18 protein-coding genes are annotated in these 16,902 nt (G+C 36.0%); 17 read left to right on the top strand and 1 reads right to left on the bottom strand.

Annotated features, from left to right (window positions below; all coding sequences use genetic code 11):
- Positions 1-1,037: 1,037 nt before the first annotated feature.
- The 12 genes from ACFSCX_RS09890 (at position 1,038) to rsmI (ending at position 9,677) form a co-directional block, all read left to right on the top strand.
- Positions 1,038-1,808: a sporulation protein gene (locus tag ACFSCX_RS09890; RefSeq protein ID WP_377928056.1), complete on the top strand. Its 771-nt coding sequence runs from the start codon at positions 1,038-1,040 to the stop codon at positions 1,806-1,808.
- A 164-nt stretch (positions 1,809-1,972) separates the two neighbouring features.
- On the top strand, positions 1,973-2,185 hold the full coding sequence (locus ACFSCX_RS09895; protein WP_377928057.1) for a sigma factor G inhibitor Gin: 213 nt from the start codon (positions 1,973-1,975) through the stop codon (positions 2,183-2,185).
- 86 nt (positions 2,186-2,271) lie between these two features.
- Positions 2,272-3,714 carry an aminotransferase class I/II-fold pyridoxal phosphate-dependent enzyme gene (locus ACFSCX_RS09900; protein WP_377928058.1) on the top strand — a complete coding sequence of 481 codons (1,443 nt, stop codon included), beginning with the start codon at positions 2,272-2,274 and terminating at the stop codon, positions 3,712-3,714.
- A 2-nt stretch (positions 3,715-3,716) separates the two neighbouring features.
- The gene (gene tmk, locus ACFSCX_RS09905) at positions 3,717-4,358 is read left to right on the top strand and encodes a dTMP kinase (protein ID WP_377928059.1); all 642 of its coding nucleotides are present in this window, start codon (positions 3,717-3,719) and stop codon (positions 4,356-4,358) included.
- Positions 4,359-4,691: 333 nt separating this feature from the next.
- Complete coding sequence (locus ACFSCX_RS09910; RefSeq protein WP_377928060.1) at positions 4,692-5,021, top strand: cyclic-di-AMP receptor; 330 nt, start codon at positions 4,692-4,694, stop codon at positions 5,019-5,021.
- 12 nt (positions 5,022-5,033) lie between these two features.
- Positions 5,034-5,474, top strand: coding sequence for a YaaR family protein (locus tag ACFSCX_RS09915; protein ID WP_377928061.1), 441 nt, complete (start codon positions 5,034-5,036; stop codon positions 5,472-5,474).
- A gap of 13 nt (positions 5,475-5,487) precedes the next feature.
- Positions 5,488-6,486, top strand: a complete 999-nt coding sequence (gene holB, locus ACFSCX_RS09920; RefSeq protein ID WP_377928062.1) for a DNA polymerase III subunit delta' — start codon at positions 5,488-5,490, stop codon at positions 6,484-6,486.
- A 1-nt stretch (position 6,487) separates the two neighbouring features.
- Positions 6,488-7,315: a PSP1 domain-containing protein gene (locus ACFSCX_RS09925; RefSeq protein WP_377928063.1), complete on the top strand. Its 828-nt coding sequence runs from the start codon at positions 6,488-6,490 to the stop codon at positions 7,313-7,315.
- A gap of 13 nt (positions 7,316-7,328) precedes the next feature.
- The gene (yabA, locus tag ACFSCX_RS09930) at positions 7,329-7,694 is read left to right on the top strand and encodes a DNA replication initiation control protein YabA (protein WP_377928064.1); all 366 of its coding nucleotides are present in this window, start codon (positions 7,329-7,331) and stop codon (positions 7,692-7,694) included.
- Between the two features lie 118 nt (positions 7,695-7,812).
- Positions 7,813-8,556, top strand: coding sequence for a tRNA1(Val) (adenine(37)-N6)-methyltransferase (locus tag ACFSCX_RS09935; protein ID WP_377928065.1), 744 nt, complete (start codon positions 7,813-7,815; stop codon positions 8,554-8,556).
- Positions 8,543-8,833, top strand: coding sequence for a GIY-YIG nuclease family protein (locus ACFSCX_RS09940; protein ID WP_377928066.1), 291 nt, complete (start codon positions 8,543-8,545; stop codon positions 8,831-8,833). The genes ACFSCX_RS09935 and ACFSCX_RS09940 overlap by 14 nt, the downstream gene beginning before the upstream one ends.
- Positions 8,805-9,677: a 16S rRNA (cytidine(1402)-2'-O)-methyltransferase gene (gene rsmI / locus ACFSCX_RS09945; protein WP_377928067.1), complete on the top strand. Its 873-nt coding sequence runs from the start codon at positions 8,805-8,807 to the stop codon at positions 9,675-9,677. The genes ACFSCX_RS09940 and rsmI overlap by 29 nt, the downstream gene beginning before the upstream one ends.
- A 134-nt stretch (positions 9,678-9,811) precedes the next feature.
- Here rsmI and ACFSCX_RS09950 read toward each other — a convergent pair whose 3' ends face one another.
- A complete protein-coding gene (locus tag ACFSCX_RS09950) occupies positions 9,812-10,093 on the bottom strand; it encodes an AbrB/MazE/SpoVT family DNA-binding domain-containing protein (protein WP_377928068.1) in 282 nt (93 codons plus the stop codon).
- A 501-nt stretch (positions 10,094-10,594) separates the two neighbouring features.
- On the opposite strand from ACFSCX_RS09950, the gene metG reads away from it, so the two are divergent.
- The 5 genes from metG (at position 10,595) to rsmA (ending at position 16,757) form a co-directional block, all read left to right on the top strand.
- The gene (gene metG, locus ACFSCX_RS09955) at positions 10,595-12,544 is read left to right on the top strand and encodes a methionine--tRNA ligase (RefSeq protein WP_377928070.1); all 1,950 of its coding nucleotides are present in this window, start codon (positions 10,595-10,597) and stop codon (positions 12,542-12,544) included.
- Between the two features lie 241 nt (positions 12,545-12,785).
- Complete coding sequence (locus ACFSCX_RS09960; RefSeq protein WP_377928071.1) at positions 12,786-13,556, top strand: TatD family hydrolase; 771 nt, start codon at positions 12,786-12,788, stop codon at positions 13,554-13,556.
- 221 nt (positions 13,557-13,777) lie between these two features.
- The gene (locus ACFSCX_RS09965; RefSeq protein ID WP_377928119.1) at positions 13,778-14,977 is read left to right on the top strand and encodes a ubiquitin-like domain-containing protein; all 1,200 of its coding nucleotides are present in this window, start codon (positions 13,778-13,780) and stop codon (positions 14,975-14,977) included.
- 329 nt (positions 14,978-15,306) lie between these two features.
- Positions 15,307-15,861 carry a ribonuclease M5 gene (gene rnmV / locus ACFSCX_RS09970; protein WP_377928072.1) on the top strand — a complete coding sequence of 185 codons (555 nt, stop codon included), beginning with the start codon at positions 15,307-15,309 and terminating at the stop codon, positions 15,859-15,861.
- Positions 15,861-16,757 carry a 16S rRNA (adenine(1518)-N(6)/adenine(1519)-N(6))-dimethyltransferase RsmA gene (rsmA, locus tag ACFSCX_RS09975; RefSeq protein ID WP_377928073.1) on the top strand — a complete coding sequence of 299 codons (897 nt, stop codon included), beginning with the start codon at positions 15,861-15,863 and terminating at the stop codon, positions 16,755-16,757. Before rnmV ends, rsmA begins: the two co-directional genes overlap by 1 nt.
- Positions 16,758-16,902 lie beyond the last annotated feature (145 nt).

The raw sequence follows: 16,902 nt of genomic DNA on the forward strand, positions 1-16,902 counted from the left end.
GCGCCGATGGTAGTTGGGGCATTGCCCCTGTGAGAGTAGGACGTCGCCATGCAAGAAGAGAAAGAGCAGCTGATGAGGCTGCTCTTTTTTTTGTTTGAATTGAATTCTTAAACAAGTGGTGCAAGTTTTTTATACGATATAGAAATAGTTGCTGTAGCAATGATTGGGTCATTTCAAAATAATTGAATATAAGTAGAGGTAAGTAAAAAAGCAAACGAGGAAAGTAAAGGGAGGCAGAGGTAAGTAAAATCGAAGAAGAGGTAAGTAAAAAGGTAAACGAGGTAAGTAAAAGACAAAACGAGGAAAGTAAAGGGAGGCAGAGGTAAGTAAAATCGAAGAAGAGGTAAGTAAAAAGGCAAACGAGGTAAGTAAAAGACAAAACGAGGAAAGTAAAGCGAGGCAGAGGTAAGTAAAATCGAAGAAGAGGTAAGTAAAAAGGTAAACGAGGTAAGTAAAAGACAAAATGAGGAAAGTAAAGCGAGGCAGAGGTAAGTAAAATCGAAGAAGAGGTAAGTAAAAAGGTAAACGAGGTAAGTAAAAGACAAAACGAGGAAAATAAAGCGAGGCAGAGGTAAGTAAAATCGAAGAAGAGGTAAGTAAAAAGGTAAACGAGGTAAGTAAAAGACAAAACGAGGAAAGTAAAGCAAGCCAGAGGTAAGTAAAATCGAAAGAGAGGTAAGTAAAAAAGCAAACGAGGTAAGTAAAAGACAAAACAAGGAAAGTAAAGCGAGGCACAAAAGAGAGGAGTAAATTAGTAATTGGCAAGGTAAATCAGAGCCTATATAAGCAAAAAATAGCTAAGAAGTAGCAAGTAAAGTCGAAGTTCTAATCCCCTTATCCAACATACAAAAAATATACTCTCCTCGTTCTCATTCTCACTATCGGTTATCATCCATACTTACTACAATTTCAAACGTATAGAAGATTTCGTGTTAAATTACAAAGAAAAAAGGATTCTTCCTTACAGAATCGAAATATAATAATGATTAGGTGAATATTAATTATTTGACTTCTACCAATAAAAAGGAGGAAATAATATGTCATTTTTTAATAAAGCGCTAGCAAGTTTAGGTTTAGGTGCTGCAAAAGTTGATACAAAATTACATAATGACAAGTTTATGATCGGTGAGGAAGTAAAGGGAGTAATTGAAATCTCTGGTGGAAATGTAGAACAACCGATTGATGAGATCTATTTATCTGTAGTAACAACCTATATAAAAGAAGCAGATGACAAAAAGTATACACAAACAAGTGTCATTGGAAAATTTAGAGTGTTGGAAAAGTTAACAATCGCACCGAATGAAAAAAGAGAAGTGCCATTTTCGTTTTCTCTTCCCTTTGATACACCGATTACGATTGGAAAAACGAGAGTTTGGATACACACAGGATTAGATATAAAAAATGCGATTGATCCAACAGATAAAGATTTTATAACGGTTGAGCCTTCTCCACTTGTGCAATCTGTATTTCAAGCTGCCCAGGATTTGGGATTTAAACTAAGAGAAGCGGAATGTATTGAAGCACCAAGATATTTAAGAGGAAAGCTTCCTTTTGTTCAAGAGTTTGAGTTTATTCCGACTAGTGGAGAATTCCGAGGTAAACTTGATGAGTTAGAAATTGTATTCCTACCAAAAACAGAATCAGCGTTGGATGTACTCATGCAGATTGATCGTAAAGCTAAAGGACTTTCAAGTCTATTTGCAGAAGCATTAGAAATGGACGAAAGTAATGTTCGTTTATCGATAACAACTCAAGATATCCCGTCTATGAAGGCTAAACTATTCGATGTGATTAAGCGATATTCATAAAAGAAAGGGCTCATTGATGGCTCTTCTTTTTGTTTCAGGCGAGACTCTGCACAGACAGACACCTAGTAAGAAATGTCAGCATATACTGATTAGAAGCTGAAAAATTAAGTAAATTTTTAATTGTGTATACTTTTCTTACAATTGGGAAAGCTGTTTAGTAGGAGGTGGAGAAATTGAGTACACTATTTATTAGAGAAAACTACGGGGAAACGTGTTTAATATGTGAGCAAGTAAAAGAAAAAGGGATCCACTTATACACATCTTTTTTATGTGTAGAATGTGAACAGGAAATCATTCATACTCAAACAAGCCATCCCAACTATAAGTTTTATTTACAGCAAATGAGAAAAATTACTAAACCACCAATTTATTCGTAATAATCCCATCAGGGGATTTTTTTTTGTCTAATTTCTTTGATATAGTTTGGTATAATACATAGGAAGATAATAGATGAGGGATACAAATGAATCAAAAATCAACGCCATTATTGAGTGCATTAATAAGTCATCATAATCAGCAGCCTACCTCATTTCATGTACCCGGGCATAAGTATGGAAGGTTTTTTCCTGAAATTGGACAGAGCTACTATGAAAAGATACTTTCAATAGATGTAACAGAACTTACAGGATTGGATGATTTACATGATCCATCTGGACCCATTTATGAGGCTGAGAAATTACTGTCTAACCTGTATGACTCTGAAAGGTCCTTCTTTTTAGTAAATGGTTCTACAGTCGGTAATTTAGCAATGGTTTTATCTGTTTGTGAAGCGAATGATATTGTCTTTGTCCAAAGAAACTGCCATAAATCAATTATGAATGCATTAGAAATCGTAGGGGCAAGGCCCGTCTTTCTTACGCCTGAATTTGAATCTGAACTAAATGTTGCTACATATCTTGACGATGAAACTGTAATACAAGCATTCTCTCGTTATCCAAAGGGAAAAGCACTTATTTTAACGAACCCTAACTATTACGGTCATACAAGGAATTTAGAGTCCCTTATTTCAATTGCTCATGACTATCATATTCCTGTCCTAGTTGATGAAGCACACGGTGCCCATTTTGGAATTGGATCTCCGTTTCCTCCTTCAGCTATACAGGTGGGTGCAGATATCGTCATTCAGTCAGCTCATAAAACGTTACCAGCAATGACAATGGGCTCATATTTACATTTTCAAAGTTCATACGTATCTTTGGAAAAGCTACAATTTTATTTACGAGCACTACAATCAAGTAGTCCGTCATATCCCATTATGGCATCACTTGACCTAGCAAGGTATTATGTTGCAAATATAATGGAGAATGAAAGGGAAAATATCCATCAATCAATTAAAAATTTTACAAATCAAATTGACCATATACCACAGCTTAAGTTGGTATACGCGAATGATGGAAATCTTATGCAAGATCCTTTAAAGATAACGGTTCAAAGTACTTGCCAGTTATCTGGTTATGAATTACAGACCATTTTTGAAGAAAAGGGCTTATATGTTGAATTATCTGACCCGTTCAACATTTTACTAATTTTACCCTTAGGAGTATTTGATTACTCGTATCAGCTCCAAAATATAAAGGATGCTTTATCATACTTTCATCCAGTGGATAGTAGGGAAAAGTACGTTAGAGATATTAAGAATCTTACACTTTCATCTGAATTTCCATACTCATATTTGGAATTAAAAAGATATAAGACGAGAAAAATGAATATTGCAGATTGTGAAGGTAGACTAGCTGCTCAAGCGGTAACTCCTTATCCACCGGGTATCCCGGTATTAATAAAGGGTGAGATTGTAAAGAGAGAGAGTATAGAATATATCATGTTACTAAAAAGGATGGGAGCAAAAATTCAAGGGTTTGATCCCGATAACAACATGTTCATCTTTGAGGAACAAGAGGAGAGTTAATAATGAGAGGGATTTTTCTGACAGTTGAAGGTCCAGAAGGGGCTGGGAAAACAACCATTATAAAAATGGTACTCGAAAGGTTGGCAAACGAAGGGAAAGAAGTAGTATATACGAGAGAACCAGGTGGGATTCGAATTGCAGAACAAATAAGATCAATTATTCTGAATCCAGAAAACATAGAGATGGATAGTAGAACAGAGGCCTTATTATACGCAGCCGCTAGAAGGCAACACCTAGTAGAAAAGGTCATACCGGCAATTGAAAAAGGGATGATCGTACTGTGTGATCGCTTTCTAGACAGTTCATTAGCTTATCAAGGGTTTGCGAGAGGATTAGGAGTGGAAGAGGTATTAACGATCAATGATTTTGCGATAAATGGGCTTATGCCTACAAAAACTCTATATTTCGACATTGATCCTAAAGAAGGCCTAAACCGGATTAGCTTAAATGAAGAGAGAGAAATTAACCGATTAGATTTAGAAAAAGCTGAGTTTCATGAAAAGGTACGAGAAGGATATCATCAATTAATGCAACGGTATCCAGATCGGATTGTAAAAATAGACGCATCGAAGACGATTCAGGAAGTGTATGATGAAGCAATGAATGAGGTGCAATATACGATAAATAAGATTAGCGACAGGTAGTTAAGGTACTTGTCGTTTTTTTTGATAAAGAGAGCAAAATTCTATCTTATTACGATGTTCTTTAGTAATCTGGCTCCAGTGCCCAGCCAATAGAGGTCAAATGTCGTGAGAGTACAGGATAGGCAGGGTTTGTCCGTTGCCGACAGGACGTCTGTAATAGTAGGTCAAACTAGGGCGCTTTCACCTTTTGTTCTTACTTTGGAAAAACATTTTAGATATATTCAGAAATGTTTTATAATAAAGGGACAAGATGATATTGACACGAAACAATTACCATTTTTCAAAAAATGAATACTATAAGAAAACATGATAAAATAAAGGAGGTCCATTATAGTGAAACTCATAATGGCTGTTGTTCAGGATAAAGATAGTAATCGCTTATCTAATGCATTAGTAGAGTCTAATTTCCGTGCGACAAAACTTGCAAGCACTGGTGGGTTTTTGAAATCAGGTAATACTACTTTTTTAATAGGAACCGAGGATATCCGTGTCCCAAAAGCACTTGAGATTATAAAAGAAAATTGTAAGCACCGTGATCAGCTAGTTGCACCAGTTTCGCCTATGGGGGGCAATGCTGATTCCTATGTTCCCTATCCTGTGGAAGTTGAAGTTGGTGGTGCTACTGTTTTCGTGGTACCAGTAGAAGAATTTCACCAATTTTAGTGGGGGCTTAGAATGAAAATTAACCATGATTTCCGTCTGAAGGTTGAAAATAACCGCCAAAATCCAAGTTCTCTATCAGTAGGAAATTCTCAGTTTGGAGAACTTGTTCAAAAACAAGAGAATAAACTTCATGTCGAGCAACTCCAAAGATTAATGAGCGATATTGAGAGTCAAGGTGATCGTTTATTAAGGTCACAAAACTTTAAAGACTTAGCTCGGTACAAGAGTCTAGTGAAAAAGTTTGTTAAACAAGCTGTTGATTTTGGAATGAGTTTGAAGCAATCGCACAGTTGGACATCAAGCGGGCACAGTCGCACGTTAAAAATAGTAGAACAAGTGGATCAAAAGCTTGTTGAATTAACGGATGAAGTGATGAAGCAAGAAAAAAAATCCATTGATATACTTGGGAAAATTGGGGAAGTAAAAGGACTCCTCATCAATTTATATACGTAAGAGAGTGATAGTCATGAGTAGGACGTGGGATGAATTTGCGATTAGACAGCCAATCGTCATAAAAATGTTGACGAATAGTTTGAAAAAGGATCGAGTAGCTCACGCCTATTTATTTGAGGGTGAAAAAGGAACGGGAAAGTTAGAGTGTGCAAAGCTATTAGCCAAAACGTTATATTGTAAAGATTTGGCAGATGATTATAATCCTTGTCATTCTTGTATAAATTGTAGAAGAATAGATTCGGGGAATCATCCTGACGTCCATGTAATTGAACCAGATGGGCAATCTATTAAAAAGCAACAAATTCAACATTTGCAAGAGGAATTTTCCAAAACTGGTGTTGAATCGAAACGAAAGTTTTACATGATTAATCATTCGGATAAAATGACAGCGAATGCATCGAATAGTCTATTAAAATTTCTCGAAGAACCGAATTCGCAAACGACTGCCATCCTGATGACAGAACAACAGAATCAGATGCTAGATACGATTATTTCACGATGCCAAACTTTATCCTTTAAGGCATTACCAAAGGCAGCTTTTGCGAAGCAGTTAATCGAAATGGGGATTAAACCAATCCTTGCCCAGCTAATTGCACAATTAACAAATAGTCTCGAGCAAGCTAAGATTCTTGCAGAAGAAGAATGGTTTGCAGAGGCACGAAAAGTAGTGTTACAATTATGTGAAGTTCTAAACTCGAAATCCCAACAATCATTTTTCTTTATACAAGAAAAATGGACGTCACAATTTGGAGATAGAGAGCAAGTTGAAATAGGATTAGAACTATTGCTAGTTTATTATAGAGATTTATTATCAGTATTAATTGGAGATGAGCAGACGGTTGTTTTTAGTGATCAAATCGATCAGCTCAAGCAGCGTGCCCTTCAATTGTCACAAATGCGCGTCATGGAGGATATGACCGCAATATTAGAGGCAAAAAAACGGCTTAGTGCTAATGTTCAATCACAGCTACTAATGGAACAATTAGTACTCAAATTGCAGGAGGGATCCTAGCTTGTATGATGTTGTAGGAGTTCGCTTTAAAAAAGCGGGTAAGATATATTATTTTGACCCGGGCGAGTTTAAGATTCCGAATGAAGAATTCGTAATTGTCGAAACGGCTCGAGGTATTGAATATGGCAAAGTAGTCATAAGTAATAAGAAAGTCGAAGAGCATGATGTTGTACTACCTCTTAAGAAGGTAATTCGTATAGCTGACCCGAAAGACAAGCTATCTGTTGATGAAAATAAAATAGCAGCTCAAGAAGCATATGAAGTATGTCTCGAAAAGGTTACTGAACATGGGCTAGACATGAAGTTAGTTGATGTAGAATACACGTTTGATCGTAATAAAGTAATTTTTTACTTCACAGCAGATGGACGAGTTGATTTTCGTGAACTAGTCAAAGATTTAGCTGCAATATTCCGTACGAGAATAGAATTACGCCAAATCGGTGTAAGAGATGAAGCGAAAATGCTTGGTGGCATAGGTCCTTGTGGAAGAATGCTCTGTTGTTCAACATTTTTAGGTGACTTTGAACCCGTTTCAATTAAAATGGCTAAGGATCAAAACCTGTCATTAAACCCTTCCAAGATTTCGGGGTTATGCGGTCGTTTGATGTGCTGCTTAAAGTACGAAAACGATGAATATGAAACAGCAATTGAAGCGTTGCCTGATATTGGAGAAGCAATTGAAACTCCAGAAGGCATGGGAAAAGTAATCGGGTTAAACATCTTAGAACGCATCATTCAAGTTGAACTAAATGACCGAGAAAGTATAGTAGACTATACGCTCGATGAGCTTATTAAAGAAGGAGCCGTTTCTATCCAAGCTACAGACTAATGGGGTGGAGCAATTGGATAAAAAAGAAATTTTCGACTCGGTAAGTAGTATGGAAGAACAAATCGGCCATTTATATAAACAGCTTGGTGAGCTCAAACAGCATTTAGCTGAACTGCTAGAGGAGAACAATCATATCAAAATTGAAAATGAACATTTACGGAAACGTCTTGAGTTGACTGTGGAAGAGGAAGAAAAGAATAATACGGAGCATGAAGCTCAAGTAAAAGAAATCGATTTAAAAACGGTTGATATTGGTGAAGGCTATGATAATTTAGCTCGTATCTATCAAGAAGGTTTTCACATTTGCAATGTACACTATGGAAGTATTCGAAAAGAAGGCGATTGTCTATTTTGTTTGTCCTTCCTAAATAAAAAGTAATGGATGTATGGCCTTTCCTCGTATAGGGAAGGCTATTTTCCTTACAAGTGTATTTATTATATGAATTACATACTCACTTTATCCAAAAGATTTATAAGCGAAGAAAGGAACTTTTATTATGATTGAATTATATGATGATGAGAGACTCGATTATTTACTGGCGGAAGAGCTTCGTATTATTCAAAGTCCATCTGTATTTGCCTTTTCTTTAGACACCGTATTACTAGCTCGTTTTGTTTATGTTCCAATTCAAAAGGGAAACTTAATTGATTTATGTACAGGGAATGGTGTAATACCTTTATTATTAAGTCAACGAACAAAGGGAAATATTACAGGGGTAGAAATACAAGAACGAATCTATAATATGGCCAAAAGAAGTATTCAATACAACCAGCTTGAAAATCGAATACAAATGATTCATGGTGATATTAAGGATATTCCGATGCAATTAGGACATGGCAAGTTTGATATTGTTACTTGCAATCCTCCTTACTTTCCTACGCCTTCTGATGCAGAGATTAACAAGAATCAACATTTAGCGATTGCAAGACATGAGATATATTGTACATTAGAGGATGTTGTTCGAGTAAGTAGCCAATTAGTTCGGGCTGGAGGAAAAGTAGCATTTGTTCATAGACCTGGACGATTATTAGATATTGTGACGTTAATGAGAAAGTATCGATTAGAACCGAAACGCTTACAATTTGTTTATCCAAAGCTAGGAAAAGAAGCAAATACAATCCTGATTGAAGGAATTAAAGATGGGAGTCCAGATCTTAAGATTCTTCCTCCGCTTATTGTTTATAACGACCAAGGTGATTATACAAAGGAGCTACATCAAATACTTTATGGAAACTCCTAGTCATTACTTTTATGTAGTACTTTGCAATGATGGTAGCTTTTATGGAGGATATACGAATCAGTTAGAACGACGAATACAAGTACATAATGATGGAAAAGGGGCTAAATATACAAGAGTACGTACTCCTGTAATCCTACTATATTCAGAGGTGTACGACCAAAAAAGTGACGCAATGCGGGCTGAATATCAATTTAAGCAGCTAAAACGGAAGCAAAAAGAAATATTCTTACAGGAAAGAGGTGTTGAAAATGTGGGAACAGAAAAGCTTTCAACCTAATACCGCTGGTGCCTTGTATCTCGTTCCAACTCCGATTGGAAATTTAGAGGATATGACAATTAGAGCCATTCGAATTTTAAAAGAAGCAGATGTGATTGCGGCAGAAGATACCCGTGTTACAAGGAAGCTATGTAATTATTTTGAAATAACAACTCCTGTTACTAGTTATCATGAGCACAACAAAGAGAAGAGCGGGAATCGGCTTTTAGATGATTTAAAATCTGGTAAAACTGTTGCATTAGTAAGCGATGCTGGTATGCCATCTATTTCAGATCCAGGGTATGAGCTGGTGTGTTTAGCTTTGGAGCATCGATTTCCAGTTATTCCATTGCCAGGGGCTAATGCTGCAGTGACAGCGTTAATTGCATCTGGTTTACCACCACAACCGTTTTACTTTTATGGATTTTTACCAAGACAAAAAAAAGAGAAAAAGGAAGTTGCTCTTGAATTAAAAAAAATACAAGCAACAATGGTTTTTTATGAATCTCCTCATCGTTTGAAGGAAACCATCTTTTTTCTAAGAGACAGTTTAGGTGACCGCCAAGTTGTTATTAGCCGAGAACTGACAAAAAAGTTTGAAGAATTTATTAGAGGTTCCTTGATAGATGTAAGTGAGTGGATTATGGAAAAAGAAATAAGAGGCGAATGCTGCATTATTGTAGAAGGCGCTTCTGAAGAAGAGTTAGTTAAGGAAGAACAATGGTGGGAGACATTCTCTATTACAGAGCATATCGAATATTACATAAACGATAAGGATATGTCATCAAAGGAAGCAATTAAGCAAGTTGCCTTGGATCGAAAATTACCAAAGCGAGAAGTTTATGACGTATATCATATTCAATAAATCGTACACTTTCTACTGATTACAGAAGTGTTTTTGCAAAAAAATACAAAGTGTATAATACATCTTTAAAAAAGCTAAACAATCGCCAGTGTCATTAGACTTGGTGATTGTTTAGCTTTTTTGAAACAAATTTATTATTTTGCTGTAAGATTGCCTTGAATCTCGCTGAGAATTTGTTCAGCACCTTCACGGCTTAAAATGATTTTTCCGCCAGCTAATGAGATGTTGCTGTCGCTCACTTCACCTGTTACTTGACATGTCATGTTAGGCTTATACTTTTTTAGAATAATACGCTCATCATCAACATAAATTTCTAGCGCATCTTTTTCAGCAATACCTAAAGTACGTCTTAACTCTATTGGAATTACCACACGACCTAGCTCATCAACTTTTCTTACAATACCTGTAGATTTCATTTAAATATTCCCCTCTCGCAAAATATAGCATTTTTCCTTATAATTCGTCATTATTCGACATTTCCTATAAATCTCATAATACCAGTCATTCCCAAAAGCGTCAATCTTTTATATGTAAAAAAATGATAATTTTTTTTGAAAGACTGAAATATCAACGTTTAACTTGTTAATCGAGTATAACCTTTAAATTAAATAAGAATCATTCTTACAAATTATTATAATGCAAATTCGACAAACTGCAATCTTTTTTCGACAAAAATTTCACTTTTCATAAATTTACCTATTCCATTAATTGTCTAATACCCTAATTGGAAGAAGTTAATCCTCTTATTAAGACTTTTTTTAAAATGTATATTTTTTGTTTGGATTAGAAATAGTTGTGGATATATGGAAAGAAGGAGATCATTTTTAAACTTTTGGAAAGATATTTTTTGTTATGACTAGTTCTGATAAGATATGATATAGAAGATATCAGTTGATACGGTTTAGGAGGACAAATGGATGACAAATAATAAGACCTTTTATATTACAACCCCTATATATTATCCAAGTGGAAAGTTACATATTGGACATGCATATACAACAGTAGCTGGGGATGCTTTGGCTAGATACAAAAGACTAAGAGGTTATGATGTTCATTACTTAACCGGTACAGATGAGCATGGTCAGAAAATTCAACGTAACGCAGAAGAAAAAGGAGTTACACCTCAAGCCTATGTGGATGAGATTGTTGTCAGCATTAAAGAATTATGGGATAAGTTAGAAATTACATATGATGATTTTATTCGTACAACAGAGGATCGCCATAAAGAGGTTGTTGAAAAGATCTTTGCAAGACTTGTCGAGCAAGGAGACATTTATTTAGATCAATATGAAGGATGGTACTGTACTCCATGTGAGTCCTTCTACACAGAAAGGCAATTATCGGATGGAAATTGTCCTGATTGTAATCGAGCAGTTGAAAAGGTAAAAGAAGAATCATACTTCTTTAAAATGAGTAAGTATGTTGACAGACTACTGCAATATTACAATGATAATCCATCTTTTATTCAGCCGGAGTCAAGAAAAAATGAAATGATTAATAATTTTATTAAACCGGGCCTCGAGGATTTGGCTGTTTCAAGAACAACTTTTGACTGGGGAGTTAAGGTCCCAGGGGATCCAAAACATGTTATTTATGTTTGGATTGATGCACTATCAAACTATATAACAGCACTAGGATTTGGTATGGACGATGATAGTAAGTATCAAAAGTATTGGCCTGCGGATGTCCATCTTGTAGGTAAAGAAATTGTTAGATTCCACACTATCTATTGGCCGATTATGTTGATGGCATTAGATCTCCCATTACCTAAAAAGGTATTCGCACATGGATGGTTACTAATGAAGGATGGAAAAATGTCCAAATCAAAGGGAAATGTGGTGGATCCAGTTACTCTCATTGATCGGTATGGATTAGATGCCCTTCGTTATTATTTATTACGTGAGGTTCCATTTGGATCTGACGGAGTATTTACTCCGGAAGGCTTTATTGAAAGAATGAATTTCGATTTAGCAAATGACTTAGGAAATTTATTAAACCGAACAATTGCCATGATTCAAAAATACTTTGATGGAATTATTCCTACCTATAGTGGTGTTCAAAGTGAATTTGACGGAATTCTTGAGGACATGATGAAAGAAACTAGAGAAAAAGTAGAGACAGCGATGGAGGATATGCAGTTTTCCGTTGCACTAACCTCCATTTGGCAGTTAGTTTCTAGAACAAACAAGTACATTGATGAGACACAACCATGGGTATTAGCAAAAGATGAATCTTCTCGTGAAATGTTAGGGTCAGTCATGTCACACCTTGTGGAGTCTTTAAGACAAACCTCTATTATGCTCCAACCTTTCTTGACGAAAACACCAGGTCAGGTTTGGGAGCAGCTAGGGATTAATGAATTGAATATCACAAGTTGGAATAGCCTTCTTGAATATGGGAACATTCCAGAAGGAACGAAGGTTCAACCGGGTCAACCCATTTTCCCAAGACTTGATGTCAAAGAAGAGGTAGAGTATATCAAGGAAAAAATGCAAGGGAAGGCTCCTATTGAAGAAGTCGAGTCAAAACCGGATGACTTGAATGAAGAGATTACAATTGATGATTTTATGAAAGTAGAATTAAGAGTCGCGGAGATTTTGGCTGCTGAACCTGTCAAAAAAGCAGATAAATTATTAAAAATTCAATTAGATCTCGGATATGAGAAGAGACAAGTTGTCTCAGGCATTGCGAAGTATTACAAACCTGAGGAGCTAGTCGGAAGAAAAGTGATTTGTGTCACAAATCTAAAGCCAGTAACGTTACGAGGAGAATTATCACAAGGAATGATATTAGCCGGTGAAAAAGACGGAGTATTATCATTAGCAACTGTTGATTCTACTCTCGTAAATGGAGCAAAAGTGAAATAAATAGTAAGCTTTGCGGTAGGTGTTCAGGCTTGAACACCTATTGTTTTGTAATGGTAAATTATTGTGATTAAATGTGAAACATTGCCGTTTTCGAGCGTGGTTTTATCAATATCCTTACTTGGTAGAACTCATTTTACGTGTTTTTCATCAATAGAACGCATTATTTTTTGTAATATAATTGTTATGAAAGTGTAAGTTATGACATTAAAATCTATGTTAGAATGTGAAAAGGAGTTTGTCTATGTTATTCGATACACATGTACACTTAAATGCAGATCAATTTAAGGAAGACCTAGAGGCTGTAATCCAGCGTGCGATCGATAAAGGTGTTACAAATATGGTGGTGGTTGGCTTTGATCGTCCCACTATTAATCGTGCAATACAGTTAGCAGAATCCTATGATTTCTTATATGCGTCTGTTGGTTGGCATCCAGTCGATGCAATTGATATGACCGAAGAAGATTTGGAATGGATTGAAGCATGGACAGAGCATCCAAAGGTAGTAGCGTTAGGTGAAATGGGCTTAGACTATTATTGGGACAAATCCCCAAAAGAAATTCAGCAAGATGTATTTAGAAAGCAAATTCGTCTAGCCAAAAAAGTGAAATTACCGATCATTATCCATAATCGTGAAGCTACTCAAGATATAGTCGATATTTTGCGTGAGGAAGGTGCAGCTGAAGTTGGCGGGATTATGCACTGCTTCAGTGGAAGTGTTGAAGTGGCTAAACAATGTGTAGACATGAATTTTTATATCTCGTTAGGTGGTCCAGTCACTTTCAAGAATGCAAAAAAGCCAAAAGAAGTAGCAAAGGAAATTCCTCTAGACTATTTACTAATTGAAACAGACTGTCCGTATTTAGCACCACATCCATACCGCGGAAAACGGAACGAGCCAAGCTATGTTTCGTTAGTGGCAGAGGAAATAGCAAAATTAAAAGAATTAACTTATGACGAAGTAGTCCAAAAAACGTACGACAATGCTCGTCAAATTTTCAACATAAATGGATGATAGAATTTGTCGAAATTTTCCTATCCTTGTCCTATTATAAAATGATTCAAAAAAGTTCTACATGTCTCACCTGAATCATAGGATAACCTTGTCGACAAGTCTTTCTTTTCTTTCAAAAACTATTTTGTATAATAAGATTTACGGTCCAGAAAAAGAGGAAGAGTTGACAATCCGGTTAAAACTCTTTTATAATCTCTCAAGGAGAGAAGGAGGCGTTTTTCATCGTGAACTTAAACATGAAAATGCTGTTTTCCGAATCTATGACGAAGAAGAGACTTACGATCATCCTTACTAGTTTCCTACTATTTACAGGCCTTCTAGCCTATGTAGTATATGAGGGAACAAAGCAATCTGTTACTTTGACATTAAATGGGGAAAAGACAGTGGTAAAAACACATGCGAACACTGTTGGGGATTTAATGGCAGAGCAACAAATTGAATTAAGAGATGAAGATGTAATTGAACCAAGTTTAGAAACCGTCATAAAAGATGATATGAGTATCGTTTGGAAAGCTGCAATACCGGTAGAGCTGGTATTAAATGATGATTCAAAGGAAATCTGGACGACTGCACAAACCGTTCATGAATTCCTCACTGCACAAAAAATCAATGTAACAGAACATGATAAGCTAGAGCCAGGACTCAATGCTTCAATCGAGGCACATATGGAGATTTTAGTTGAAAGTGCATTTCAACTAACCCTTAATGTCGGCGGAGAAGAAAAGCAAGTATGGACCACTTCGACTACTGTCGCTGACTTTTTAGAGCAGCAAGAGATCGCGCTAAATGAATTAGATCGAGTAGAACCTGAACTAGATACAATGGTGGATGTTAACTCTATCGTTAAGATAACGAGAGTGGAAAAGGTCACCGATGTAGTGGAAGAATCCGTAGATTATGCTGTCGTTACAAAGAATGATTCAGGCTTAACAAAAGGTAAACAAAAAGTGATTAGTGCTGGTGTAAAAGGTAAGGTTGCCAAGCATTATGAAATCATACTAGAAAATGGGAAAGAAATTTCTAGAGAATTAGTGAAAACTGAAACTCTTTCTGAAAGTAAGGACCGTGTCGTGGCAATTGGAACAAAGGTTGCTACTCAACCTGTTGCATCAAGGGGAAGTGGAAAAGTTGCTAAGGAGTTTTATGTAAACTCGACAGCTTATACGGCCTATTGCAATGGATGCTCAGGCATCACTAGTACGGGTATAAATTTAAAAGCAAATCCTAATATGAAGGTAATTGCAGTTGATCCAAGTGTTATACCTTTGGGAACAAAAGTGTATGTTGAAGGCTATGGATATGCAATTGCAGGCGATACTGGGTCTGCTATTAAAGGATATAAAATTGATGTATTCTTCCCAACAAAGTCTGAAGCATATCGCTGGGGAAGAAAGAAAGTTAAAATAAAGATATTAGAATAGATTTCATGACAGGGGATATATATCCCCTGTTTTTTAAATTATTCAGAAAGTATAAAAGTGTTTCTGCGTAATCCAGCTCCAGCCCTGGATCCTTTACTTGCCGGGCTAACAGGGCACTTGCGCTTTTTTATGTTTATCTGTGTTTTTATGTTAAAATCATTCTGTGTCTTAAATGATATTTCGATGAAACAGACCGAATAGAAGTGATAAATATTATAAAGCCTATATAAGGGTAGAACGTGTGATTAAGATAATAATCCAATATAAATGTATTATCAATATATATAGACGAACAATACATATAAAAGTTTCATGTTTCGGAGGAAAAAATGAAAATAAAAGAAGTAATTGTTGTAGAGGGTCGGGACGATACTGTTGCCATAAAGCGGGCTGTTGACGCAGATACCATTGAAACGAATGGGTCTGCAGTCAATGAAGAAACGATTGAAAAAATTCGGCTAGCACACCAAACTAGAGGCATCATAATTTTCACTGACCCTGATTATCCTGGTGAAAAGATTAGAAAGACAGTTTCAGAAAGTGTACCAGGCTGTAAGCATGCATTTTTAACTAAAGAAGATGCATTTGATAAGCGGAGGAAAAAGGTAGGCGTAGAGCATGCATCTATTAAATCAATACGTGATGCTTTATCACAAGTACAACAAGAGTATATAGATATTCAAGAAGAGATTTCTTGGGAAGAACTTATTCAATTTGGATTAATTGCTGGTGAAAAGGCGAAAGAAAGACGGAAGAAAATTGGCGAATCACTAAAAATTGGTTACACAAATGGAAAGCAATTATACAAAAAGCTCAAGATGTTCCAGATTTCTAGAGAACAGTTTGAAAATGTCATAAATAAGATTCTTCAGGAGGAAAGATAGTGAATAAAGATATAGCAACACCCACTAGAACGAAGCAGATTTTAGAGAAATATGGTTTCTCCTTTAAGAAGAGCCTCGGTCAAAATTTCCTAATTGATACGAATATACTTCAAAATATTGTAGACTATGCAGAATTAACGGAAGAGAGCTGTGTGATTGAAATAGGACCTGGTATTGGTGCGTTAACTGAGCAGTTAGCTAAACGAGCTAAAAAGGTCGTTGCATTTGAGATTGATCAGCGACTTCTGCCTATTTTAAATGACACATTAGCACCTTATGATAATGTACAAATTATTCATCAAGATGTACTTGAAGCTGATGTAAATAAAGTCATTGGTGAACAATTTGGTGATACAAAAGATATTATGGTCGTAGCTAATTTACCCTATTATGTAACGACCCCAATTCTCATGAAACTACTAGAAGATCATATTCCCCTCCGAGGAATTGTTGTCATGTTGCAGAAAGAAGTAGCGGAAAGAATGGCTGCAAGCCCTAGTACAAAGGATTATGGATCTCTTTCAATAGCTGTACAATATTATACAGAAGCTAAAACGGTGATGATTGTACCTAAAACCGTATTTGTTCCACAACCAAACGTTGATTCTGCTGTTATTCGCCTTATTAGAAGGAAAAATCCTCCCGTTTCACTTTTAGATGAATCCTTTTTCTTTAAAGTCGTCCGAGCAAGCTTTGCTCAAAGAAGAAAAACGATTTTGAATAATTTAAGTCATAATCTCAATATGTTTGATAAAGAAACCATACTTTCAGTTTTACAGGAGGTTGAGATTTTACCAGAACGAAGAGGTGAATCTCTCTCAATCGAAGATTTTGCAAAATTAAGTAATGCACTGTACTCTAGTATCTCAAGTAATAATCCATCTAAAAAGATCTAGATTTTCTAGGTCTTTTTTTATGAATAAGACATGATAAGTTTTTAATTGTATAGTATTACGATGTGCATAGTAATCTGGCTCCAGCGCCCAGCCAATATAAAAGGGCGACGATCTTTGCCATTTATCCTATTCGATGACAGATACA

The organism is Bacillus salitolerans, from assembly GCF_042680805.1.
Lineage (GTDB): Bacteria > Bacillota > Bacilli > Bacillales > SA4 > Bacillus_CJ > Bacillus_CJ salitolerans.